This is a genomic window from Mesorhizobium tianshanense (assembly GCF_007830515.1).
GTDB classification, from domain to species: domain Bacteria; phylum Pseudomonadota; class Alphaproteobacteria; order Rhizobiales; family Rhizobiaceae; genus Mesorhizobium; species Mesorhizobium tianshanense.
The window spans coordinates 1-23,661 of the sequence record NZ_VLKT01000007.1 but is presented as its reverse complement, the minus strand read 5'-3'; the positions used below and the strand labels follow the sequence as shown (position 1 = coordinate 23,661).

The 23,661-nt window shown below is 64.0% G+C and carries 23 protein-coding genes and 1 other RNA gene; 1 reads left to right on the top strand and 23 read right to left on the bottom strand.

Annotation, left to right across the window (positions count from 1 at the left end; translation table 11 throughout):
- Window positions 1-10 precede the first annotated feature (10 nt).
- The 9 genes from olsA to IQ26_RS07010 form a co-directional block, all read right to left on the bottom strand.
- Entirely contained in the window at window positions 11-811 is an 801-nt protein-coding gene (olsA, locus tag IQ26_RS07050; RefSeq protein WP_145715276.1) for a lyso-ornithine lipid O-acyltransferase, read from the bottom strand.
- A gap of 27 nt (window positions 812-838) precedes the next feature.
- Window positions 839-1,333 (bottom strand): ribosomal protein S18-alanine N-acetyltransferase, encoded by a 495-nt coding sequence (gene rimI, locus IQ26_RS07045; RefSeq protein ID WP_145715274.1) that lies wholly within the window; start codon window positions 1,331-1,333, stop codon window positions 839-841.
- Window positions 1,333-2,037 carry a tRNA (adenosine(37)-N6)-threonylcarbamoyltransferase complex dimerization subunit type 1 TsaB gene (tsaB, locus tag IQ26_RS07040; protein WP_145715272.1) on the bottom strand — a complete coding sequence of 235 codons (705 nt, stop codon included), beginning with the start codon at window positions 2,035-2,037 and terminating at the stop codon, window positions 1,333-1,335. Before tsaB ends, rimI begins: the two co-directional genes overlap by 1 nt.
- Window positions 2,038-2,211: 174 nt before the next feature.
- On the bottom strand, window positions 2,212-3,318 hold the full coding sequence (locus IQ26_RS07035; RefSeq protein ID WP_145715270.1) for a DUF1513 domain-containing protein: 1,107 nt from the start codon (window positions 3,316-3,318) through the stop codon (window positions 2,212-2,214).
- Window positions 3,319-3,376: 58 nt separating this feature from the next.
- Window positions 3,377-4,468 (bottom strand): imelysin family protein, encoded by a 1,092-nt coding sequence (locus IQ26_RS07030; RefSeq protein WP_240547026.1) that lies wholly within the window; start codon window positions 4,466-4,468, stop codon window positions 3,377-3,379.
- A gap of 89 nt (window positions 4,469-4,557) precedes the next feature.
- Window positions 4,558-6,054, bottom strand: a complete 1,497-nt coding sequence (locus IQ26_RS07025) for a di-heme oxidoreductase family protein (protein ID WP_407660270.1) — start codon at window positions 6,052-6,054, stop codon at window positions 4,558-4,560.
- 123 nt (window positions 6,055-6,177) lie between these two features.
- Window positions 6,178-6,663, bottom strand: coding sequence for a bacterioferritin (gene bfr / locus IQ26_RS07020; protein WP_145715264.1), 486 nt, complete (start codon window positions 6,661-6,663; stop codon window positions 6,178-6,180).
- Window positions 6,629-6,940 carry a (2Fe-2S)-binding protein gene (locus tag IQ26_RS07015; protein ID WP_145715262.1) on the bottom strand — a complete coding sequence of 104 codons (312 nt, stop codon included), beginning with the start codon at window positions 6,938-6,940 and terminating at the stop codon, window positions 6,629-6,631. The genes bfr and IQ26_RS07015 overlap by 35 nt, the downstream gene beginning before the upstream one ends.
- Before the next feature lie 62 nt (window positions 6,941-7,002).
- Window positions 7,003-8,292, bottom strand: a complete 1,290-nt coding sequence (locus tag IQ26_RS07010; protein ID WP_208760116.1) for an imelysin family protein — start codon at window positions 8,290-8,292, stop codon at window positions 7,003-7,005.
- Window positions 8,293-8,745: 453 nt separating this feature from the next.
- On the opposite strand from IQ26_RS07010, the gene IQ26_RS07005 reads away from it, so the two are divergent.
- Entirely contained in the window at window positions 8,746-9,999 is a 1,254-nt protein-coding gene (locus tag IQ26_RS07005; protein ID WP_145715259.1) for an NAD(P)/FAD-dependent oxidoreductase, read from the top strand.
- A 151-nt stretch (window positions 10,000-10,150) separates the two neighbouring features.
- On the opposite strand, the gene IQ26_RS07000 is transcribed toward IQ26_RS07005, so the two are convergent.
- The 14 genes from IQ26_RS07000 to IQ26_RS06935 all read right to left on the bottom strand — a co-directional run.
- Complete coding sequence (locus IQ26_RS07000; protein ID WP_145715257.1) at window positions 10,151-11,428, bottom strand: 4-aminobutyrate--2-oxoglutarate transaminase; 1,278 nt, start codon at window positions 11,426-11,428, stop codon at window positions 10,151-10,153.
- 158 nt (window positions 11,429-11,586) lie between these two features.
- The gene (locus tag IQ26_RS06995; RefSeq protein ID WP_145715255.1) at window positions 11,587-12,336 is read right to left on the bottom strand and encodes an ABC transporter ATP-binding protein; all 750 of its coding nucleotides are present in this window, start codon (window positions 12,334-12,336) and stop codon (window positions 11,587-11,589) included.
- A complete protein-coding gene (locus IQ26_RS06990) occupies window positions 12,333-13,166 on the bottom strand; it encodes an ABC transporter ATP-binding protein (RefSeq protein ID WP_145715252.1) in 834 nt (277 codons plus the stop codon). Before IQ26_RS06990 ends, IQ26_RS06995 begins: the two co-directional genes overlap by 4 nt.
- Window positions 13,167-13,192: 26 nt before the next feature.
- Complete coding sequence (gene nikC / locus IQ26_RS06985) at window positions 13,193-14,113, bottom strand: nickel transporter permease (RefSeq protein WP_145715250.1); 921 nt, start codon at window positions 14,111-14,113, stop codon at window positions 13,193-13,195.
- Window positions 14,110-15,177, bottom strand: coding sequence for an ABC transporter permease (locus IQ26_RS06980; RefSeq protein ID WP_145715249.1), 1,068 nt, complete (start codon window positions 15,175-15,177; stop codon window positions 14,110-14,112). Before IQ26_RS06980 ends, nikC begins: the two co-directional genes overlap by 4 nt.
- A gap of 18 nt (window positions 15,178-15,195) precedes the next feature.
- Entirely contained in the window at window positions 15,196-16,839 is a 1,644-nt protein-coding gene (locus IQ26_RS06975) for an ABC transporter substrate-binding protein (RefSeq protein ID WP_145715247.1), read from the bottom strand.
- Window positions 16,840-17,071: 232 nt separating this feature from the next.
- Window positions 17,072-18,349 carry a lytic murein transglycosylase gene (locus tag IQ26_RS06970; protein ID WP_145715525.1) on the bottom strand — a complete coding sequence of 426 codons (1,278 nt, stop codon included), beginning with the start codon at window positions 18,347-18,349 and terminating at the stop codon, window positions 17,072-17,074.
- 180 nt (window positions 18,350-18,529) lie between these two features.
- Complete coding sequence (recR, locus tag IQ26_RS06965) at window positions 18,530-19,135, bottom strand: recombination mediator RecR (RefSeq protein ID WP_145715245.1); 606 nt, start codon at window positions 19,133-19,135, stop codon at window positions 18,530-18,532.
- Between the two features lie 178 nt (window positions 19,136-19,313).
- Window positions 19,314-20,273 (bottom strand): cell wall hydrolase, encoded by a 960-nt coding sequence (locus IQ26_RS06960; protein ID WP_145715243.1) that lies wholly within the window; start codon window positions 20,271-20,273, stop codon window positions 19,314-19,316.
- A gap of 154 nt (window positions 20,274-20,427) precedes the next feature.
- Window positions 20,428-20,835, bottom strand: a complete 408-nt coding sequence (locus IQ26_RS06955; RefSeq protein WP_145715241.1) for a hypothetical protein — start codon at window positions 20,833-20,835, stop codon at window positions 20,428-20,430.
- A 28-nt stretch (window positions 20,836-20,863) separates the two neighbouring features.
- Window positions 20,864-21,187: a YbaB/EbfC family nucleoid-associated protein gene (locus IQ26_RS06950; protein WP_145715239.1), complete on the bottom strand. Its 324-nt coding sequence runs from the start codon at window positions 21,185-21,187 to the stop codon at window positions 20,864-20,866.
- Between the two features lie 29 nt (window positions 21,188-21,216).
- On the bottom strand, window positions 21,217-23,049 hold the full coding sequence (locus IQ26_RS06945) for a DNA polymerase III subunit gamma/tau (protein ID WP_145715237.1): 1,833 nt from the start codon (window positions 23,047-23,049) through the stop codon (window positions 21,217-21,219).
- Between the two features lie 103 nt (window positions 23,050-23,152).
- An RNA gene (gene ffs / locus IQ26_RS06940) (signal recognition particle sRNA small type) lies at window positions 23,153-23,249 on the bottom strand.
- 158 nt (window positions 23,250-23,407) lie between these two features.
- On the bottom strand, window positions 23,408-23,661 hold a 254-nt coding region (locus IQ26_RS06935; RefSeq protein ID WP_276316405.1), incomplete at its 5' end, for a group II intron maturase-specific domain-containing protein.

Genomic DNA, 23,661 nt, shown 5'->3' with positions numbered 1-23,661 from the left:
CCTTTCCGGTCTACCGGCTCGGACGCGGATCGGCGAGCGCCGCCCGCACCATGTCACGCACCTGACTTTCCATCAGCCTTGCCGTTTCCTTGCGGCTGGAGCCCTTGGAAAAGGCGACCGGCTCGCCGAAATGCACTTCGACATCGAGCCCGCCTTCCGCCATCAGGACCTTGAGATGCGGCACCAGATCCTCGTCACCGATCCAGGCGGCAATCGGCCGGTGCCTGCGGCCGAGCGGCACGCCATGCAGGCGCGTGTAGACGATCGCCACCGGCTGGATGAAGACTGTTTCGGCCGCCCCTTCCGAAATCGCCATCGAGGCGGCGCCGAACAGCGTGCTCTTGAACGGCAGGATCATGTTGCCGTCGCCGGTCGAGCCTTCGGCGAACAGCACCATGGCGTCGCCCTTGGCCATGCGGTTGGCGATCTCGGTCGCCTGGTCGCCCGACGTGCGCTTGCGCTCGCGTTCGATGAAGACGGTGCGCTGCAGCTTCGACAGCATGCCGATCAACGGCCAGCCGGCCATATCAGCCCTGGCGATAAACTTCACGTCGACCATGGACCCCAGCACCATGATGTCGGTCCAGGAGATGTGGTTCGACGCGACCAATAGAGGGCGCTGGCCGGACAAGGTCCCCTTGACATGGATGCGCATGCCCAATGCCCTGACGATCAGCCGGTGCCAGATCTTCAAGATGAACGTCTCGCGCCAGAGCCCGGTCCTCATTGACAGTATCTGCAACGGCACGAGGATCAATGAGCCGCCGACAACGAGGCCCAGCGCCAGGAAAATCCTGATTTTTCCGATCATCCGCTCGTGGCCCTGCCCGCGCTCTGGCTAGCGAAGATCGCGGCGCATGACAAGCGCGCCGGTCGGGCTGTGCTCCGGCGACCTGTAATAGTTGGGGCGCTTGCCGACCTCGCGGAATCCCAGCCGCCGATAGAGTGCGATCGCAGCTATGTTCGTCTCGTCGACCTCGAGGAAAAGCGCCTCGGCGCGTTGCGCGTGCAGTTCGCGCAGCACCGCGTCCATCAATTGCCAGCCCAGCCCCTGGCGGCGATGGGAGCGCGCCACCGCGACAGTCAGGATCTCGCCTTCGCCGGCCGCCAGGCGCGCCAGCACGAAGCCGACCGGCGGCTTGGCGCCCTGTCCGGTCTCGCGCGCGGCATAGCCGAACACCGTGTCCTGCTCGAGCAATGCAGCGAATTCGCCATCGGTCCACGGCCGCACAAAATCCTCGCGATGCAGCACCGACATGGCCGAACTGTCGGCAATCGTCAGCGGCTCGAGCGCATAGTCCCTGCGGCGTGGCTGGAGGAAAGGAATGCGCATCAGTTTTTCTTCCCGGCTTTCTTCCTGGACAGGATAAAGCCCGCCTGCGGCTTGGCGTCCGCGCCGCGCAGATAGAGCGGTTTCGGCTTTTCGCCTTCACCCTTTTTACCGGAACCTTGGGCGGCGGCCAGCCGGGCATAGACGGCGATGTCGGCCGTGGCACTTGTCGGGCCGATGTCGAAGGCGCGACCGGCCGAGGCGGCGATTTGCGTTGCCGCCGTGCCGGCAAGAACCGGAGAACTATCCGCCGCCATGGCGGCGGCTTGCGAAAGCGTTGTCACGGCCGGACCATAACGCAGAACCGACACTTCGTCGTAAAATGCTGCCTGGATTTCCTCACGACCGGCGTCGAGCGCGGCCAGCACGGCGCGGCCGGGAAATGTCTCTCTCGCTTGCGCTGCCAGGGCTTTCAGAGTCGTCACCCCGATTGCCGGGATTTTCAGCGCCAACGCCAGGCCCCGCGCCGCCGAGACGCCGACGCGCAGGCCGGTGAACGAGCCCGGGCCGGTGGAGACAGCAATGACGCCGAGGCCGGCATAGTCGGTCCCGCCGGTCTTCATCGCCTCTTCGATCACGGCCATCAAATGCTCGGCATGGCCCTTGCCGAGATCGAGCACCGAGCGGCCGAGCTCTTTCCCGGCCACTGTATCGTAGACACAAGCGGCGCAGAGATTGGCGGCACAGTCGATGGCAAGCAACTTCATGAGGCGACCGGTTGAAGCACCCGCTCGGGTACAGGGGTTTGAAAAACAAATTCCCTGTGCCCGCCATGGCTCATCGCCGCAAGGGGATAATGCATAAATCGTTTGGCGGCTTCGCTTCGCCTGAAGACGGTAAGTTCTAGCGAACGTAGCCGTTGGTGAACATGCCGGGTGCACTTATCCGGCCGGCTCGATGCGCAGCATGTGATTGTCCCAGACATAGTCGGGTTCGGACCGTGCCGCGCCGCCCGCTTCGACGATTTCGCCGGTGCCCGTCGTCGCCATGAAGCTCGTCCCCTCAGGCGCCACGCCACAGACCTCGGCCAGTGCGCTGGTGGCGACGATCCGGCCGCTGGCCGCATCGATCACCGCAAGCGAGTTGCCTTGCGGCGAGGACACGGCGACGGTGCCCGCGGCGGTATTGGCGGCGACCGAGCCGATGTAGTTCCTGAAACCCGAAAGCACGTCCTGCGGCATGTCGAGCAACTGCAGATCCCTGCCGCGCGCGGCGCGGCCGACCAGCAGCGGACGATCGGTGCCCGGCCCCCTGTACTGACAACCGAACCAGACCGCGCCGGATTCATCGGCATCCATGTGACGGATCGAAAGCTGGTGCAGCGCCGGCGGCAGTTCGTGCTTTTCGACGAGGTCGCCGGTGAGGCGGTCGACCAGCACGTAGGAAGGCTTCATCGTCGCGACGTTGAGCTCGGCGCGGCCGTAATCCGGATGCGTCTCGATGCCGCCATTGGCGACGGCAAGCGTCCTGCCGTCATCCAGCAGCAGAAGCTCGTGCGAACCCATGCCGTAGGTCGGGAACTCGCTGACGCGCCTGAATTTCGCGCGCGCGTCATAGACGCCGACCACGCCAGCGGCATTGTCGAAATCGTTCTCGGTGGCGTAGAGCAGGGCACCGTCGGTCGAGAACACGCCGTGGCCGAAGAAATGCCGTCCACTGACGCTGGCAATGGTCAGCGGCTCGTCGCGGCCGGTGTGGTCGAAAACCACCGCGAAAGTGCCGGGCTGCCTGGCAAAGACCACGGAGCGCTTCGAGAGCGGATCGAAGGTGACGTCGTGACCGCGGGCAGGCAGGTCGATGGCATGCAGGACCTTGCCGGCCTCGGACAGGATGGCCGCGCCATAGCTGCCGTCGCGCTTCACGAAAGCGGTGGCGAAGACGGCGCCCGTGCTAAGCGTCTTCGCCCATGCGGACGGCGCCATGGCCGCCGCAAAGCCGACGCCAGCGGCCCTGAGGAAATCACGGCGATCGATCAGCGGCGTGCGCATGCAATCTCCGTTCGAGCATGACCTTCTCCAAAAAGTCTGCAACTTTTTGGGATCATGCTCAGTCGCCGTCCAGCGACGAAAAGCCGGCGGTCAGGCCGAATTCGGCGGTCAGTCTGGTGCCGATCAGGGTCGACAGGCTGGATGTCACCAGCGAAAAGTGGTCGAGCTTCTGGCGCAGCGCCGGGTCGGCGAGCGCCTTGTCGATCGGACCTCTGACGGCCGTGGCGTCGGCGGCCCCGTTGACGAGCTGGATATGGATCGATTCCGCCATCCAGCGTCCATCGGGCGACAGCGCGTCGCCAAGCTGCGAGGCCTGGAACAGCGCATCCATGCCGGCAAGATTTCCGGTCAGCGAGCGCGTCGTGTTTTGCGAACGCCAGTAGATCGCCTGTTTCGGCTTGTCGGCTTCCGGATTGCTGCCCAGGAAGCCTTTCAGGCGCACGTCGCGGACCATTTCCAACTCGTTGATGAAGACGCCGACCAGTTCGGTCACCGCTTCCGTGCCGTCGCGGTAGAGCGCATTTTGCGGCCCCGGATTGGCCCAAAGCGCGGCAAAGCCGTCGGGTTTGCTCCAGGCGTCACTGACCTCGGCGGCAATCGACTCGATGTTGCCGGCGACGGCCGCGCCGTAGGCGCAGCGATAGGGATCGCCCTTGCCGGCGAGCGTTTCCGCGCCATCGCCGTAAAGCGCGAATTCCAGCGCACCAAGCCCTTGCATGGCGACGCTCTTTGCCGCCAACTGGGCCGGATCGGCGGCGGTCTGATCCTTATTGGCCAGCGCCGCCTGCACCTGCCTCAGGCCGATGCTCTTGCGGTCCGGCCAAAACAACATGCGCTCCAGCCGGTTGTCCTGCGTGATCGGTCCGATGCGGATGATCTCCACGACCGACCAGGCATCCACGGTGCCGGAAAACTCGGCGCGCGCCGCATCGAGATGCTCCTGCGAGGGCGCGTCGCAAAGCGTGCGCATTGCCTTGGTCAGGCTGTCCGCATGATCATGCAGGCGTGCATAGGCCGGGCGGACAAAGCCGTCGATCGCCCGCTGGATCACGTCGGAGGCCTTGACCGCGGCGGACGCCGGCAAAGCGCTGGCGAGGACCAGCGGGAGAACCAGAGCGAGCGCTAAGCAGGCACTCGTAGGTTGGCCCACGAACGCCTGCTTGGATTCTTTTGTTTGTTGCAGGTTCTTGCCGCAAAACCGTGGGACACTTTTGCGGAACCTGCTTGGACGCTTCGACATCAAAACGACTCCAGGAACTTGACCAGTGCGTCGCGGTCGGCCGCATCGGCGGCGGCAAAGCGGTCGCGCGCGGCCTGCCCCTCGCCGCCATGCCACAGGATCGCCTCGGTCAAGGTGCGCGCGCGCCCGTCATGCAGGAAGAAGCTATTGCCGTTGACGGTCTGGGTAAGGCCGATGCCCCACAGCGGCGGCGTGCGCCATTCACTGCCGGTCGCCTCGCCCACCGCCTGCCCGTCGGCGAGGCCCGGCCCCATGTCATGCAGCAGGAAGTCGGAATAGGGCCAGATCAGCTGGAAGGCCTGCGCCTTGTTGGGCGTGCCGCGACGGGTGACGAATTTCGGCGTATGGCAGGAAATGCAGCCCATGTCGTAGAACAGTTTCTTGCCGGCCAGCACATCGGGTTTGTCGAGGTCGCGCCGCGCCGGAACGGCGAGGTTTTGCGAATAGAAGGTGACGAGGTCCATGACCGGCGACGGCGCCTCGACCGGGCCGAGACGCTCCTGCACGCCGTTCGGCATGGCAAGACATGTCTTTTCGGCGGCGGTGCAGTCGCCCCAGTGTTTCGGCACTTCCGGCGTCGAAATGCCGATATCGCCGGCGAATGCATCCGCCGTTTGCTGGCGAATCGAGGGCGTCTGCGCCTTCCAACCGAAGCGGCCGAGCGTCAGCTCGCCGCTCTTGCCGTCGCGCACGATGTTGGGCCTGCCGGAAATGCCGTCGCCATCACGGTCGTCCGGATCGGCATGGGCGAGAATGTCGGCCGGCGCGATCTGCTCGACCAGGCCGAGGCCGATCATCGGCGGCGTCATGCGCGGCGACAGCGTGGTGTGCGGATCGAGCGGTCCGCTGGCAAGGTCGTCGACCGAATAGCTCGGCTTGCGCAGCGAAACCACGGTTCCGTCCGGCAGCGCGACTTTCTGCTCCTGATAGTCGACGCGCATCCTGCCTTCGCCCCGAAGGCCTGGAACCGCCAGATCCTGCAATTGCGAGCCGTAGACCGGGTCGGGGAAATTGAGCACCTTGCGGTCGGCAAGCGCTGCCTTCTCCTCCTCGGTGCTCGCCTGCCGCGCCAGCCGCAGGAACATGGAGGTGGTGCCGCCATCGCCTATCGGCGGATGACCGCGGCCGTCCTTCAGATGGCAGTTCTGGCAGGCGCGCTCGTTGAACAGCGGGCCGAGCCCGTCCGATGCCTGCGTCGACGACGGCGACGACACCCAGTTCTTGCGGAAAATGGCATTGCCGAGCTTGAAGGTGCCCTCTTCCTCGAAAGTAAGATTGGCGGAGGATTGCGAGAAGGCGTCCTTGCTGACGCCTTTCCGCGACGTGCCGGCGCCGCCCTGCATCGGCTCGAACTGCTCGGGCTTGGAAAAATCCTTGGTCGGCCGGGTGATAGCGATGACGCGCGCCAGATCCTTCGGCATCAGATCGGTCCGGCTGGTGGCGAGGCCCGCCGGTTCGGGCGCGCCGGCCCGCGCCGAGGCCGCAAGTGCGACCACAACGGCAACCGACAGCCCGCGAAGCCATCTGTATCGCGGGTTTTGCTGGGAAGGCAGGCCGCAATCATCGGCCGGCCGCAAGCGGCGCAAGAAATCTAAGGGGCGCCGCATTCCCGCATGTCCCTATTCCGCCTCGTCGGCCGATGCGGCGTTGAGCTGGCCGTATTTTTCCTCGCCGATCGAGGCGAGCAGGTCGAGTTGCGTCTCGAGGAAGTCGATGTGACCTTCCTCGTCGGACAGCAAATCCTCGAACAGCTTCATAGACACGTAGTCGCCTGCTTCTTCGCAAATCTCGCGTGACCGCTTGTAGGCGGTACGCGCGTCATACTCGCCGGCAAGGTCGGATTCGAGCACTTCCTTGACATTCTGTCCGATGCGTAGCGGCGCTACCGACTGCAGGTTCGGATGACCCTCAAGGAAGATGATGCGAGCCACGAGCCGGTCGGCATGGTGCATCTCCTCGATCGATTCCGCGCGCTCCTTCTTTGCCAGCTTGGCGTATCCCCAGTCCTCCAGCAGCCGGAAATGTACCCAGTACTGATTGACCGCTCCGAGTTCCAGAAAGAGAGCCTCGTTAAGCCGCTCGATGATCTGCTGTTCGCCTTTCATGGGTACTGCTCCCGTATTGGACGCGCAGGCCTCTGACGCGATCCAGGTGTGAAACGATGTCCACGCCGCTCGCCTCCGAGCGGGCATGGTAATTTTCGGTTACCCGAATGATCGTTTCCACCACATTTGGGAAGCAGCCGCAACAGCGACCGCGCTTCTGCATGGCATGATAGATCTTCGCCGGCACGATAAGCTGCCAGGGATCCTGATCCAGCAGCCCGACGATCGTCTGCTCAATCTCCTTCTCGGTGATGATGTTGCAATGGCAGATCAGCATAGTTTGCTCTTGGCTGACGGCGCTTGCTCCGCGCCGTGTGGCTTATACTCGGCTTTGACGCCTTACTGGAATACCTTGTCTGGCGCATCGAGGCTGTCCGAACCCTCGAAGGCGATGGCATTGAGTTTCAGGGTGCCGACGGCGCGCTCGATCGACTTGGTCTGGTCGACCAGCGCGTCGATCGCCGCCTGCACGTTGGCGTTGCCTTCCGCGTTGCCTTCTCCGATCTGCTGATCATAGGCCTCGCCGGCAAGCGCCCGCGCCTTGATGGCTTCCATCTTGGCGACGGTGGCATCCAGTTTGTCCGACAGTTCCTTGTCGATCGCCGAATCGGCTTCCTTGACCATGTCCGATACCGAGGGCCCTTCGACGACCGTGCCGTCAAGGCGCGTGTAGCTGCCACTATAGGCGGTACGGATGCCGACGGCATCGTAGAGATGGGAATCGTAGGTGTTGTCGGAGAAGCAGTCGTGCTCCTCTTCCGGATCGTGCAGCAGCAGGCCGAGCTTCATGCGCTCGCCGGCGAGTTCGCCATAGGACAGCGAACCCATGCCGGTGAGGATGGTCGAGATGCCGGCTTTCGGCTCGCCATCGACAAGGTTCTTGCGGGCGGCGCCACCTTCCTTCCAGTCGTTGACCATGTCCTGCAGATCGGCAACCAGAAGGTCGCTCGCCGACTTCAGGTACTGCGCCCGGCGATCGCAATTGCCGCCGGTACAGTTGGCGAGGTCATAGTCCGTATAGGGCCGTTCGCCAGTACCTGCGCCGGTGCCGTGCAGATCCTGGCCCCACAGCAGGAATTCGATGGCGTGATAGCCGGTCGCCACATTGGATTCGATGCCGCCAGCCTCCTGCAGCGTGCCGGAAAGGAACTCGGGCGTCAGCTCTGTGGCGTCGATCTTCTGGCCGTTGATCTCGATCGATTTGTTGGCGATCACATTGGCGGTGTAGAGCGCATTCGCATCCGACTCGGTGCCGTAGCTCTCGGCGACATAGTCAATCAGGCCTTCGTCCAGCGGCCAGGCATTCACCTTGCCTTCCCAGTCGTCGACGATGGCGTTGCCGAAGCGGTAGACTTCGGTCTGCTGATAGGGAACGCGCGACGCTTTCCAGGCCTCGCGGGCGGCGGTCAGCGTTTCCTCCGAAGGCTTGGCGAGCAGCGCGTCGACGGCCTTGTCGAGCGCCTGTGCCGTGGTCAGGGAATCCTCATATTTGGCGAGCGCAATGTCGGAATAGGTCTTGATGACCGCCTTCGCATCGGTTTCCGCCTTGGCCGGCAACACGAATATCGCCGCCGTCAATGCCGCCGTGGCGCCGATCGCGGCGAGCCTGCCATACCGTGCCGTGATCATCGCTCTCATGATTGTCATCTCCTCGGAATTCAGTGAAATGCCGGCGCCAAAGGCGCGTCGGCAGGCAATCGGCGCCAAGGCAGGTCCATGCCATCTGGCGGAAAACAGACCGCGGCATGGCGCGGTTCGCAGAAGAAAGACATCGAAATGCCTCCAATCGAAAGGGTTCAAGGCCCAGACATCAAAGGGATGCGCTTGACGCGCAAGCTCTCATAAAGCGATGAAGGGGGCGGAAGTCAACCGATTTCAGAGAGAAAAGCCAATTGAAACAACAGTTTAGAATTATTCTAAACTGCAAGTGTCAACTTTAGCCATATTTACCATGTCGCCGTCGAACGAGACGATTGACAGACCGCCATTCCGGGTGCGACCCGCAAAAGCGGTCTTGCGGCGGCGTCAGACAATCGCCACTTGGCGAGACGTTCTAGACTTGGATGAAGAATTGGGGCTGCGATGAAAAACGGTGTGGTCATTGTCGGTGCGGGTCACGCGGGCGTGCAAGCGGCCGCCAGCCTGCGCGAGGACGGTTACGACGGGCCCGTGATCCTCGTCAGCGACGAAAACGAACTGCCCTACCACAAGCCGCCGCTGTCGAAGACCTTTATCAAGGATGGAGAGGCCAAACCGCAGCCGCTACGCGGCGAGGCCTTTTATAGCGGCAGCGCGATCGGCTACCGGCCGGGCATCAGGGTCGACCGCATCGATGCCAGGGGCCGCAGGCTGGAACTATCGGGTGGCGGCTCGCTGGCATTCGACCGGCTGATCCTGGCGACCGGTTCGCGGCCGCGCATCCTGCCGCTGCCGGGGTCGGATCTTTCAGGCGTGGTGTCGCTGCGCTCGCTCGCCGACGCGCGACTGGTCCGCGATTTGAGTGCACGGAGCGAGGATGTCGTGATCCTTGGCGGCGGCTTCATCGGACTGGAGATCGCCGCGACGCTCAAAGCGGCCGGCCGCAAGGTCACCGTGGTCGAGGCGGTCGACCGGCTGCTCGGCCGGGCAGTGGCGCCGGTCATCGCCAGCCATGTGCGCCAGCGGCTGGAAGCGACTGGTGTCCGCATCCTCACCGGCACGACGATTGCGCGGCTCGAAGGCGAGAACGGCCGTGTCTCGGCTGCGATCACCGCAAGCGGCGAGCGCCTACCGGCGCAGATGGTCGTCATCGGCATCGGCGTCGTGCCCAATGTCGAACTGGCCGAAGCTGCGGGTATTACTACCGCCAACGGCATCCGCGTCGACCAGCAGATGCGCACTTCTGTGCCCGAAATCCTTGCCATCGGCGATGCCGCCTCCTACCGGCATTGGCTCACCGGCGGCGATGTGCGGCTGGAATCGGTGCAGAATGCGACCGATCAGGCGCGCCTTGCCGCGCGCACCATCCTCGGCCAAGCGGACGCCTTTGCGGCGGTGCCATGGTTCTGGTCCGATATCGGCGACATGAAGCTGCAAATGGTCGGCTTGATTTCGGGCGGCGACAGCCATGTCGTGCTGGGCGACGTCAACGAGAACAGATTCTCCATCTACCACTATGCGGCAAACCGGCTGCTTGGCATCGAATCGGTCAATCGCCCCGGCGACCACATGCTTGGCCGCAAGATGCTCGGCGCCGGCTTCTCGCCGACGCCGCAGACGGTTGCGGCAGGACCGGACGGCCTGAAGGCGGCGGTCGCCGCCTTCCAGCAGGAGGAGCCTGTCCGCGCCGCTGAATAGGATATGTTGATGTTCAGCCGGCCTGCGAACGGCGGTTTCCTGCGCTTCCGGTACTCACGCACCCAAAAGTACGCTCCGTTCCGGTTCTCGGAACCCACCATTCTCGATTCGGCCTGACCCGAATCTCACCACATCCCGGAGCAGACGAGGGTCAGGCGGTGCGGACCTCGCGGATCGCGCTTTCCAGGATGTCGAGCGCTTCGTTCATCACGCCGTCCTGGATGGTGATCGGTGCCAGGAAGCGGATGACATTGCCGTAGACGCCGCAGGTGAGCAGGATCAGGCCCTTGTCGAGCGCCTTCAGCCGGACCGCATTGGCGATCTCCGCCGACGGCAGGCCCTTCTTCACATCGTTGAATTCGACCGCGTTCATGAAACCGGGGCCTCTGATATCGACGATCTCCGGCGTGTCGTCGCGGATCGATTGCAGCCGCTGCTTCAGGCGCGCGCCCAGCGTGTTGGCGCGGTCGCAAAGCTTTTCCTCCTCGATCACGTCGAGCACGGCGTGTGCTGCGGCGACGCCGGTCGGGCTGCCGCCATAGGTGCCGCCGAGCCCGCCGGGGTTGGGCGCATCCATGATCTCGGCGCGGCCGGTGACCGCCGACAGCGGAAATCCGCCGGCCAGGCTCTTGGCCATGGTGGTGATGTCGGGCGCCACCTCGTGATGATCCATGGCGAACATCTTGCCGGTGCGGGCAAAACCGGTTTGCACCTCGTCGGCGATCAACAGCATGCCGTGCTGGTCGCAGATCTTGCGCAACGCCGTCATGAAGTCGCGCGGCGCCTCGTAGAAGCCGCCCTCGCCCTGCACCGGCTCGACGATGATGGCGGCGACGCGGGCCGGGTCGACATCGGCCTTGAACAGGCGGTCGAGGGCGGCCAGCGAATCGGCGACGGTGACCCCGTGCAGCGCCACCGGGAACGGCGCGTGGAAGACATCGGCCGGCATGGCGCCGAAGCCGACCTTGTAGGGCACGACCTTGCCGGTCAGCGCCATGCCCATGAAGGTGCGGCCGTGGAAGCCGCCGGCAAAGGCGATGACCGCCGGCCGGCCGGTAGCGTTGCGGGCGATCTTGATGGCGTTCTCCACCGCCTCGGCGCCGGTGGTGACGAAGATCGTCTTCTTGTCGAACTTGCCCGGCAGCATGCCGTTCAGCCGTTCGGCCAGCCTGACATAGCTCTCATAGGGCACCACCTGGTGGCAGGTGTGGGTGAAGCGGTCGAGCTGCGCCTTGACCGCCTCGATCACCTTCGGGTGGCGGTGGCCGGTGTTGACGACGGCGATGCCGGACGAAAAGTCGATGTAGCGGCGGCCTTCGACGTCCCAGATCTCCGAGTTTTCGGCGCGATCGGCATAGATCTGCGTGGTCATGCCGACGCCGCGCGAGATCGACTGGTTCTTGCGTTCGGAAATGGCTGAATTCTTCATTTTCGTCCCTCGCCGGGCCGGCGCCCGTCTCGTTGATGATGGCTCGGACGACTTCTGGCCCTATTTCATGTTTTCCTCAAGTTGGCACCGCCGCCGGGTCATTGGGCCTGCCGCCGTCAATGCGCGAAGGAATACGACGCGGACAACTGAAATTTGATTCACGCCGTCCGCACAAACCCATCGCTCGCCCGCAAGAGGTTGCGCGTGTAGTCCTTGGTCGCGCGGTGCCCGACAAGTTGGGCTGCCGTGAGGTTTTCCACCGCCTCGCCGTTCTGCATCACCATGAGCCGCTCGCACATATGGGTGATGATTGCGAGGTCGTGGCTGACCATCAGGAAGGTCAGCTTGCGCCGTCGCCTGATCTCTTCCAGCAGGTTGAGCACTTCCGCCTGCACCGAGGCATCGAGCGCCGAGGTCGGCTCGTCGAGCAGCAGGATCGACGGTTCGAGGATCAGGGCGCGAGCGATCGCCACGCGCTGGCGCTGGCCGCCTGACAATTGATGCGAATAGCGGAAGCGGAAGCCGGTCCCCAGGCCGACCTCGTCCAGCGCCCGCTGGATGCGCTTCTCACCATCGGCAAAGCCGTGGATGGCGAGCGGCTCCTGCAGCAGGCGGTCGACGGTCTGGCGTGGGTGCAGCGAGCCGTACGGATCCTGGAAGACCATCTGCACCTCGCGATAGAACGCCTTATCGCGACGTGCGCCGAGGCTCTTGCCGTTGACGGCGATGGTGCCCGAAGCGGCCGGCGCGAGGCCGGCGATTGCCCTCAGCAACGTCGACTTGCCGGAGCCGGACTCCCCGACCAGGCCGAAGGATTCGCCAGACTTCACCTCAAGGCTGACGCCCTTCAGCGCGCGAAAGCGGTCGAAGACCACCTCCAGCCCGTCGATGGAAAGGGCCGCATTCATGCCGCCCACTCCGGCTTGCGGTCGAGCACCGGCAGCGGGTGGCGTTCGAAGCCGATCCTGGGCATGCAGTTGAGCAGGCCGCGCGTGTAGGGATGCTGGGCGTCGCGGAGCTCCGACGCCTTGATCTGCTCGACCACCTTGCCGGCATACATGACGATGACGCGGTCGCAGAAGGACGAGACCAGGCGCAGGTCATGCGAGATGAAGATCAGCCCCATGCCGCGCTCGCTGACCAGTTTGTCGAGGATGTTCAGCACATCGAGCTGCACGGTGACGTCGAGCGCCGAAGTCGGCTCGTCGGCGATCATCATTTCCGGCCCGGCGATCAGCATCATGGCAATCATGGCGCGCTGGCCCATGCCGCCCGAAACCTCGTGCGGATGCAGGCCGAAGACGCGGGTCGGGTCGCGGATCTGCACCGCCTCCAGCATGGCGAGCGCGCGGTCGCGTGCCTCCGCCTTGCCGACCTTCTCATGCGTGCGCAGCGTCTCGACGATCTGGCGGCCGATGCTCATCACCGGGTCGAGCGAGTATTTCGGATCCTGCAGGATCATGGCGATGCGCTTGCCGCGCAGCGACCGGCGGTCGCGGGGCGACGCCGCGAGCAGGTCGATGCCGTCGAAAGCGAGTTTCCCGGCGGTGACCTCGGCCTGCGGCGGGGTCAGGCCCATGATGGCGCGGCCGGTCTGCGACTTGCCGGAACCGCTCTCGCCGACGATGCCGAGCCGTTCGCGGCCAAGCGAGAAGGAGACGCCGCGCACCGCCTCGATCAGGCCGGTGCGCGTCGGGAAGGTGACGCGAAGGTCGTCGACGTCGAGAAGCGTGCTCATTGATCGCTGCTTATTGCGGTCGCCGCTCATTGATCGCCACTTCGGGGGTCGAGCGCGTCGCGCAGGCCGTCGCCGAGCAGGTTGAAGCCGAGGCTGACGATGAGGATGGCAAAGCCCGGTGCGCCGGCCACCCACCATTGGTCGAGCACGAAGCGGCGGCCCGAGGCGATCATCGCCCCCCATTCCGGCAGCGGCGGCTGCGCGCCGAGGCCGAGGAAGCCGAGACCGGCGGCGGTCAGGATGATGCCGGCCATGTCGAGCGTCACCCTGATGATCAGCGAGGAGATGCAGAGCGGCATGATGTGGCGCAGCACGATGCGGAACGGCGAGGCGCCCATCAACTGCACCGCCTTGATGTAATCCGAATTGCGCACGGTGAGCGTTTCGGCACGTGCAATGCGGGCATAGGGCGGCCATGAGGTGATGGCGATGGCGAGCACCGCATTCTCGATGCCGGGGCCGAGTGCGGCGACGAAGGCCAGCGCCAGGATCAGCTTCGGAAAGGCCAGAAAGATGTCGGTGATGCGCATCAGGATCGCATCGACCCAGCCGCCGGCATAGCCGGCGACCGTGCCGACCAGCAGGCCGATGGGGGCGGCGATGATGGCCACGAGAATGACGACGTAGAGCGTCCACCGCGAGCCGAAGATGACGCGCGAAAGGATGTCGCGGCCGAGGTCGTCGGTGCCGAACCAGTGCGCGGCACTCGGCGCCAGCAGCCGCGAACCCTTCAAGTCGCCGACTGTCGGCGAATAGGGCGCCAGCACATCGGCAAGGGCCGCGACCACAAGCAAGGCGATGATGATGAGCAGACCGAGAAACGCCAGGCGGTTGGCGGAAAAGCGGCGCCACGCGACATAGGTGCGGCCGAGCCTTGCCTGCATGCGCGAGGCCGGCCGCTCGCTGAGCAGCCAGTCGCGACGGCTTTGTATCGCCTCAGCGCTCATCGTACCTTGGTCCTTGGGTCGAGCACCCGGTAGAGCAGGTCGGACAGGAGATTGATGCCAATGAAGACCGAGCCGATGATGATGGTGCCGCCGAGCACGGCGTTCATGTCGGCGTTCTGCAGGGAATTGGTGATGTAGAGGCCGATGCCCGGCCAGGAAAACACCGTTTCGGTCAGCACCGAGCCTTCGAGCAGCCCGGCATAGGAAAGCGCGATGACGGTGACCATCGGCACCGCTGCGTTGCGTAACGCATGGCCCCAGATGATGCGCGTTTCCGACAGGCCCTTGGCGCGCGCCGCGACGATATATTCCTGGGCAAGCTCGTTCAGCATGAACGAGCGCGTCATCCGGCTGATATAGGCGAGGGAAAAATAGCCGAGCAGCGAGGCCGGCAGGATGATGTGGCGGAACGCATCGCGAAACACGTCCCACTGCCGCTGCCACAGCGCATCCAGAAGATAGAAGCCGGTGACTGGCGTGAAGGTGTATTCGTAGACGATATCGAGGCGGCCGGGAAATGCCACCCATTGCAGCCTGGCATAGAACAGCACGAGCGCCAGCAGTCCCAGCCAGAAGATCGGCACGGAGTAACCGACCAGGCCGATGATGCGCACGATCTGGTCGATGATGCTGCCGCGCCGGACCGCGGCCAGCACGCCGAGCGGCACGCCGATCACCGAACCGATCAGCGTCCCCAGCGTCGCCAGTTCGATCGTCGCCGGAAAGGCGCGGCGGATGTCGGTCATGACAGGATTGGTGGTCAGCACCGACGTACCGAAATCGCCGTTCAGGGCATTCCTGACATAGATATAGAACTGCTCGATCAGAGGCAGGTCGAGGCCCATCTCGCGGCGGGTGCGCTCGACGACATTGGCCGGCGCCCGGTCGCCGAGCACCGCCAGCACCGGGTCGATAGGGATGACACGGCCGATGAAGAAGGTCACGGCGAGAAGGCCGAGATAGGTGGTTATCGCGATGACTAGGAAGCGGCCGATCGACGACGCGACAGCGACGGCACGGGCGCTGCCGCGCCTTGCCGTCTCCTGGCTTTCAACCGTGCTCATGCGGCGCGTCCGCCGGCATCACTCCTTGGAGATCTGGCCGACAAAGTTGGTGTCGAAGCTCGGGCCGAGCGCGAAGCCCTTGAGGTTCTTGCGCAGGCCGGCCACTTCCAGCTGCTGGTGAATGATGATGAAAGGACTGGTTTCGAGGATCTTCTTCTGCAGATCCTGGTACATCGCGGCACGCTTGGCGGCGTCCTTCTCGAGCAGGGCAGCTTCCGTTTCCTTGGTCAAGTCGGGAATATCCCAGGCGTTGCGCCAGGCCAGGGTCTTGGTCTTGCCTTCATCCGAATTGTCGGGGTTCGAGGCAAAGGTCTGGGCATTGGAATTCGGATCGAAATAATCCTGGCCCCACTGGCCGATATAGATGTCGTGGTTGCGGGCACGGTATTTGGTCAGCGTCTGCTTGCCGTCGCCGGGAATGATCTCCAGCTTGACGCCGGCCTGTCCGAGCGTCTGCTGGAACGATTCCGCCATGCCGGTCACCGGCTGGGTGTTGCGTACGTCCATGGTGACGCTGAAGCCGTCGGCCAGGCCTGCCTTGGCGAGCAGTTCCTTGGCTTTGGCGAGGTCGAACGTGAACGGATTCTCGTCCAACTCGCCGAGCACGCCTTTCGACAGGAAGGTCTGGTGAATCTCGCCGATGCCTTTGAGGATGGTCGAGCTCAAGGCATCGTAGTCGACAAGATATTTGAAGGCCTGGCGAACCTCGGGCTTGGCGAGGTTCGGGTTTTTCTGATTGAGGCTGATGTAGAAGACCGTGCCCTTCGGCGCGCTGGTGGTGGTGAGATCGGCGTTCTTGGCGATGGCGTCGAGGTCGTTCGGTTCGAGATTGCGGGCAACGTCGATGTCGCCGGCCTCCAGCGCCAGGCGCTGGCCCGAGCTTTCCTTCATGTTGCGATAGATGACGCGGGCGAGCTTGGCCTTTTCGCCGTGATAATTGTCGTTGCGCTCCATGACGACGACCTCGTTGGCCCGCCATTCGCGCAGCTTGTAGGGGCCGGAGCCGGCATAGCCGGTCTTCAGCCAGGCGTTGCCGAAGTCGTTGTCGTATTTGTAGTCGTCGCTCGGCGTGACCGCGGCGACGTGTTCCTTGACCAGCTTGGCGTCGACGACCGAGGCGACCGTTGCCGACAGACAGTTCAGGACGAAGCTCGGCGCATAGGCCTTGTCGACGGTGAACTGGAATGTCGTGTCGTCGACAGCCTTGGCCTTCTCGGTGACGTTACCGCCATCGATGCCGAACTGCCCGATGATGAAGGCAGGGCTTTTGTCGAGCTTGATGGCACGCTCGAACGAATAGGCGACGTCGGCGGCGGTGATCGGATTGCCCGAGGCAAACTTCAGGCCGGGCTTGAGCTTGAAGGTGTAGGTCAGGCCGTCGTCGGAGACGCTCCAGCTTTCGGCGAGATCGCCCTTGACCTTGGAGGTGTCGCTCAAGTCGAGACGGACAAGAAGATCGTAGGTGTTGCCGGTGACCTCGGCGGTCGACAATTCGAACGCCTCGCCCGGATCCATGGAGATGATGTCGTCGATGGCGAACCCCTCGACCAGCGTGTCGGCGGGCGTGACCGCAAAGGCCGGTGCGCCGGCCAGAAGCAGCGCGGACATGGCCGCACCCGCAAGCAAGAAGCGGGAGCGTAGAGCAAACTTTTCCATCATCATTTTTGACTGTTCCCTGTTTTGTTGACCTGAGTTCCCGGCTCAGGCTGTTGCGTTCTTTGCCGGGCTGAACGATAGCCCCTGGACCGGTTGCCTTGGCAATTTTTGTCCAGTTGGACCATTACCATATCCGGCGGTTTCCAAGCCGGCAACGGGCATTTGCAAGACAGCGCGTTGTACCAGATTGGGCGCGGCGAGCGGCCACAACGCCGGCTAAAATCCGCTGATGTTGCAACTACTTCAGTGCGGTGACCAGATCGGCGTCGGGAAAGCAGGTGGCGGCCCGACCGTTCCCGGCCTGCCATTTGCCGATCGAACGGCGCGTCTTGAAGCCTGGCAAACCATCGGCGCTGCCGACATCGTAGCCCTTGGCCTCCAGCGCCCGCTGCAGGGCGGCGATGTCCGATCTGTAGAGCCCGCCGACCGCGCCCCAGCTGCTCGAAAAATTGCTGTCGCCATGAGCGATGCGGTCGGCGCCGTGGCCGATGAACAGGGCGTAGAGATCGCTGGTGTTGTATTGTTTCAGCACGTAGAAATTGGGCGTGACGATGAAGGCTGGACCGCTGCGCCCGGCCGGCATCAAGAGAAAGCCTTCGGCCTTCAACTCGCGCGCCGGAAACGGTCTTGCCGCGACGCGCTTGATACCCATGTCAGCCCACTCGGAAATTCTCTTGCCCTGGTCCGGACCTTCGAGCGAACAGGAGATCGCTTCCGGCACCGTCACCTCGAAACCCCATTCACGGCCCTTCACCCAGCCATAGTGGACGAGGTAGTTGGCGATCGAGGCCAGCGTGTCGGGTTTCGAATTCCAGATGTCGGCCCGGCCGTCGCCGTCGAAATCGACGGCATGCTTCAGGAAGGACGTCGGCATGAATTGCGGCTGGCCGAGCGCGCCCGCCCAGGACGATTTCATCGCGCCGACCGGTGCCAGCCCACGCTCGACGAGTTCGAGCGCCGCCATCAGCTCGGTGCGGAAGAAATCCTTCCTGGTCGCCATGAACGCCTTGGTGCCCAGCACCTCGAAGGCGTCGTAGGGCATCTTCGCCGCGCCGAAGCCGCTCTCGCGGCCCCAGATCGCCAGCAGCATGTCGCCCGGCACGCCGTAACGCTGCTCGATCGCGGCAATCGTCCTGGCGTTGGCCGCCTTGCGCGCCCGCCCGCCTGATGTGACGGCGCGAACCGTCTTTTCGGTGAAATAGGCGCCGGGCGAACCGAACTCCGCCTGATGCTGCTTCAGCGGTGTTTTCGCCTTTTTGCCCGGCATCACCAGGTCGGGCAGTTTGAGGTTCGGTTTGACGCCATTGAAGGCGGCCTCGAAGGTTTTTCTGGAGATGCCTTTGGCTTTGGCTTCAGGCCAAAGGTCATTCTGCAGCCAGGCGCGGAACTGGTCGTCGATTGGTGCGGCGGAGGCGGGGGAGATGAGGAGGATGAGAGTTAGTGCGACGAGAAGAAATGCAAAGCTGAATTTGCGTAGCCCGCGCTCTGTCGCGCCCCCCTCTGTCCTGCCGGACATCTCCCCCACGAGGGGGGAGATTGGCAGCTTTGATAACGGCGCCTTTTCTCCAGCGCAGGAGGTTGGCGAAAGCCGGCGTGACATCCAATCTCCCCCCGTGTGGGGGAGATGTCCAGCAGGACAGAGGGGGGCGCGAAGGAATGCAATCATCTCAGAAGCGTCCTTCCCAACAACCACCCGCTAAAACGCCGTCCGCGAGCGCAGCGCCGCGGCCAGCGTGCCTTCGTCGAGATAGTCGAGCTCGCCGCCGACCGGCACGCCATGCGCCAGCCGTGTCACCTTGATATCGAAGCCGGACAATTGGTCGGTGAGATAATGCGCGGTGGTCTGGCCTTCGACCGTGGCATTGACGGCGAGGATCACCTCCTTGACCTCGCCGCCGGCGACACGGTCGACCAGCGAGCGGATGTTGAGCTGCTCGGGACCCATGCCGTCGAGCGGCGACAGCGTGCCGCCGAGCACATGGTAGCGGACATTCATGGCGGCCGCCCGCTCCAGCGCCCAGAGGTCGGCCACGTCCTCGACGACGATCAGCGTGCCGGCGTCGCGGCGCGGATCGGTGCAGATCATGCAGGGGTCGGACGTATCGACATTGCCGCAGGTCGAGCAGATGCGCACCTTGTCGACCGCCTCGCTCATGGCGGCGGCGAGCGGCGACAGGAGCTGTTCCTTCTTCTTGATCAGATGGAGCGCGGCGCGCCTGGCCGAACGGGGACCGAGCCCCGGCACCTTGGCCAGAAGCTGGATCAGGCGTTCGATCTCGGGACCAGCGATTCGCTTCGACATCGCATCGGTTTAGACCATGATCCCGAAAAGTGGAAACCGGTTTTCGGGAAAGATCATGGTCAAACAAGAACATAGATCCCCATTCCGATTTTAATCGGAATGGATCAGGCTCTAGGATTTTTCCGCGCGCCTTGGAACACTCCGATGCCCAGCGTCGACGCTAAAGACGCTGCTGCCGTCAGTATGCTTCCAGCGGCCGGGCCTGGCCTGCGATCATCGCGCCGATGGCGTCGGTGTTCTCGGGCGTCGATTCAAACGACATCGTCGGCTCGGCCGGAGCCGCCGAGAATGAACTGACTGGTTGCGCACCGGCCGTGCCGCCGAAACGGGCCGCGTCCGGCTCCTGCATCGCCACGAGCGTCGCCTTCTCGGAGATAGCCTCCGCGGGGATCGCCTTCACGAAGGTCGCCTTCATCGGCTTTGCCGCCTGCGGTGCGGCTGCGGTCACGTAGGTTGCCTCGACCGGCCTTGTCTCAGTAGCTGTTGGCTCAGCGGATGTCGCCCGGGCGGATGTTGCCTTGTCTGCCCGCACCGGCGCCGCGGAGGCCACGAGCGTGGCGCGCCTCGGCGCCCGCGGCGTAGCCTGTGCTATCGCGACCATGGGCTCGTCCGGCAACGGTTTCCAGTTCCGGCCGCGCTTTTCATAGAAGGCATTGCCGCCGGCAACCATGGTGTAGTGCATGTTCTTGTAGGGGAACCGCAGGCCGGCGGTGTGAAAGAACATCGTGTTCTTCAGCTTGGCCTTGCGCTCGCCCTTGAGCACCGCCTCGGCGGCTTCCTCGACATCGGGCAGCGCCTTCGAATTCATCCGCCGCGTCATCACGCCCGGCGCGAACTGCCCGCGCTCGCCGACCACCTGGCAGATGGTGTTGCCGTGCTTGCCGGACCGCAGCCGGTTCATGACCACCGTGCCGACGGCAATCATGCCGTCACGGCTCGACCGGTTGGATTCGAAGAACATCGCGCGCTGGAGGCACTCCTTGTCCTTCGCCGTGTGATTGTAGGGCCGGGATTTGACGGCATCGGTCAGGCTGGCCACGGACATGCCATGCGAGGTGGTCTGACTGCAGGCGGCCAAAAATAGCGGAGAGGTGATGACGCCGAGCAATAATGGCGCCTTCCATCGGGTCGCGATCAAAAGTATCCCCTCATTCTGTCGCCGCCCCGGCTTGTGGCAAGAATGATACTCTTTCAGGCAAAAAGATGGCTAAAGGGTTATCAAACGACGAGAGTGGCCAAATCGGCACATCCGGTGGAGCACATCTGGGGGCCAAGCAATAGGACGAACCGCCCTATCTGCCTGCGGACAAAACGATCGGTTGCCCGGGCTCGGACTCGTCGAATTCCTCCGAAAACAGACCGCGTCTCAGGAACAGCGTCCGCGCATCCCGCGCCTTGGGCGCAATCTGCCGCGGCCAGCCGCTCTCGATGAACTCGGCCCTGGTGAAGTCAGGGGTCGCCGCGCAGGCGGCTTCCAGGAAGTCGGCAATTTCCAGCACGATCGCGCGTTCGTCCTTCGACAGAACCGACATGCCGGATTCGATGGACGGATGATGGAGGAAATCGTCGAAGAGATGAAAATAGCCATTAATTCCAATGAGATCCACGCCCGCGTCGCAGTCGGCCAAGGATTCCAGGATCTCATAGATCCTGTTTCGAACGCGCTGCTCTATCAACCTGGCTGATGGCTCGTTGGTCATGGCGCCGCTGAAACGCTAAAGTTCAGATCTAGAACGGCAACTTCATTCCCGGCGGTATCGGCAGTCCCGCGGTCAGTGCCTGGGTCTTTTCCTGCATGATCTGCTCGACCTTGACCCTGGCATCATTGTGGGCGGCCAGAAGCAGATCCTCAAGAATCTCGACCTCGTCCTCCTTGAACAGCGACGGATCGATCTTCAGCGACTTCATCTCGAATTTGCCGGTCAGCGTCACGCCGACCAAGCCGCCGCCGGCCTGTCCGGTGGCTTCCAACGTGGCGATCTCGTCCTGCATGGCCTGGAACTTGGCCTGCATTTCCTTCGCCTTGCCCATCATGCCGAGAAGATCTTTCATAGCGTGGTCCTCTGCAAATTGATGCTGTATCAGGTTTCGTCGTCGTCTGTCGCCGGCTCGACCGGAACTTCGGCCTCGACCGCATCGGCTTCCGGTGCATCGGGAATGCGCACGTCGATGATTCTGGCGCCGGGAAAACGCGCCAGGATGGCGGCGACGGTCGGGTCGCTCTTGGCATCGAGAAGGGCGTTTTCGCGTTTGGTCGATTCCATCTCGGCCAGCGTCTGGCCGCCCTCTTCCTTCGACAACGACACCAGCCAGCTGCGACCCGTCCAGGCGCGCAATTTGGCGGTCAGATCGTTGAGCAGCATCTTCGGCGCGTCATCGGTCAGGCTGACGTCGATGCGGCCCGGCTCGATGCGCACGAGGCGCACGCAGCGCTTCACCAGCACCTTGAAAGCCATGTCGCGCTGGGCGTCGGCAAGGGCGGCGATGTCGGCCAGCGATTTCACCGGCACCGGCGGCGCATCCGCGACCGGCTCCGGCGTCGGAACGAAGGCTGCAGGCATCGGCTCGGCCTCGACCAGCCGCATGGTCTGCGCGCCGCCATTGGCCGTCGGCATCCGCGTCTGCGCCACCGCACTGGCGCCGCCGCCATTACCAGGACTTGCGGGGCCAGGATTTGCGGGGCCGGGACTTGCAGGCGCACCATTCGAGCGCGGCGCACCATTTGGCACCGATGCTCCGCTCTCCAGCGATTTCAGCGCCTCGTCAAGCGTCGGCAGGTCGGCGGCGTGCGCCAGCCGGATCAGCACCATTTCGGCGGCGCTGACCGGCCGGTTCGAGGATTGCACCTCAGGAATGCCCTTCAACAGCATCTGCCAGGTTCGCGACAGCACCCTGACCGACAGTGCCTTGGCGAAATCGGCGCCGCGACGGCGTTCGTCCTCGGACAGCGAGGCGTCATCGAGGGCGGTCGGCACGAAGCGCAGCCTGGTGACGAGGTGGTTGAACTCGGCAAGGTCGGTCAGCACCGCGGCCGGATCGGCGCCGGTGTCGTACTGGGCGCGGAATTCGGCGAGCGCGGCCGCCACATCGCCCTTCATCACATGTTCGAACAGGTCGACGATGCGGGCGCGGTCGGCCAGGCCGAGCATGGCGCGCACTGCTTCGGCGCTGACCGTGCCGCTGCCATGGGCGATCGCCTGGTCGAGAATGGACAGCGAGTCGCGCGCCGAGCCTTCGGCCGCACGGGCGATCATCGCAAGCGCGTCGTCGTCGACCGCAATGTCTTCCTTGGCGGCGATCGAGGAGAGATGAGCGACCAGCGCGCCGGCGTCGATACGCCTGAGGTCGAAGCGCTGGCAACGCGACAGAACAGTGATCGGCACTTTTCTGATTTCGGTGGTGGCGAAGATGAATTTGACGTGCGGCGGCGGCTCTTCCAGCGTCTTCAGCAGGCCGTTGAAGGCCTGGGTCGAGAGCATGTGCACTTCGTCGATGATGTAGACCTTGTAGCGCGCCGAGACCGGCGCGTAGCGCACGCGCTCGATGATGTCCCTGATATCGTCGATGCCGGTGTGCGAGGCGGCGTCCATCTCGATGACGTCGACATGTCGGCCTTCCATGATCGCCTGGCAGTGCTCGCCCAGCACGGCAAGATCGACTGAAGGCTGGTCGACGGAGGCGGTCTTGTAGTTGAGCGCGCGGGCCAGGATGCGCGCCGTCGTCGTCTTGCCGACACCGCGCACGCCGGTCAGCATCCAGGCCTGGGCGATGCGGCCGGTGGCGAAGGCGTTGGTGAGGGTGCGGACCATCGGCTCCTGGCCGATCAGTTCCGAAAAATTCGCAGGACGGTATTTGCGCGCCAGAACGCGATAGGCGGCGGCCTTTTCCGTTCCCGAATTTCCGGCTTCGCTCATTCGCCAGTAAAGCTCCAAGGCCACGTCTGGGGCGGCCGATTCCTGCGCATAGTTTCGCCCGCAGGGCTTGGCGCCGTCAATGTCGCGGGAGAAAGGCGAAGAGGCGGGAGGCTGGAACAATGACCCGTTCCGGGCTCGTTAGGGCTGCTTCCTTCCGGACCTGACCCGGTTGGCGAGTGGACCGTCCACCACCAACCTCCCGTTTTCCATATCGGCAATTCGGCGATGAAATGCAAGGGCGCAGGATCAATCAGCCGAGGATGGCGCCGAAAGCTGAAATCGGGATAGGGGGGAACCTTGCGGTTCCTCCCCTCCCACACCACCCTGCGTACGGGCCCGTACAAGGCGGTTCGGTTGGTTATGCGGCATTGGCAGGGGCGAGGAAAGCGAGGCCGATGCTTGCGAGGAAAGCGTTCGGCAGGGCAATGGCGAGCGCTGGGCTGTTGCTGATGCGCCAGGGACCATGCGCGCTGCCGGCGGTTTGTGCCGCCAGCTCGTGCCCGACGCCCCGGCGACGCAGCTCCGCAAAGCGGGTGCGCCCGCGCTTCCATTGCTTCCATGCAATGGATCGAAGCCTTCGCCTGATCCACTGGTCGAGGCTGCGCAACACCG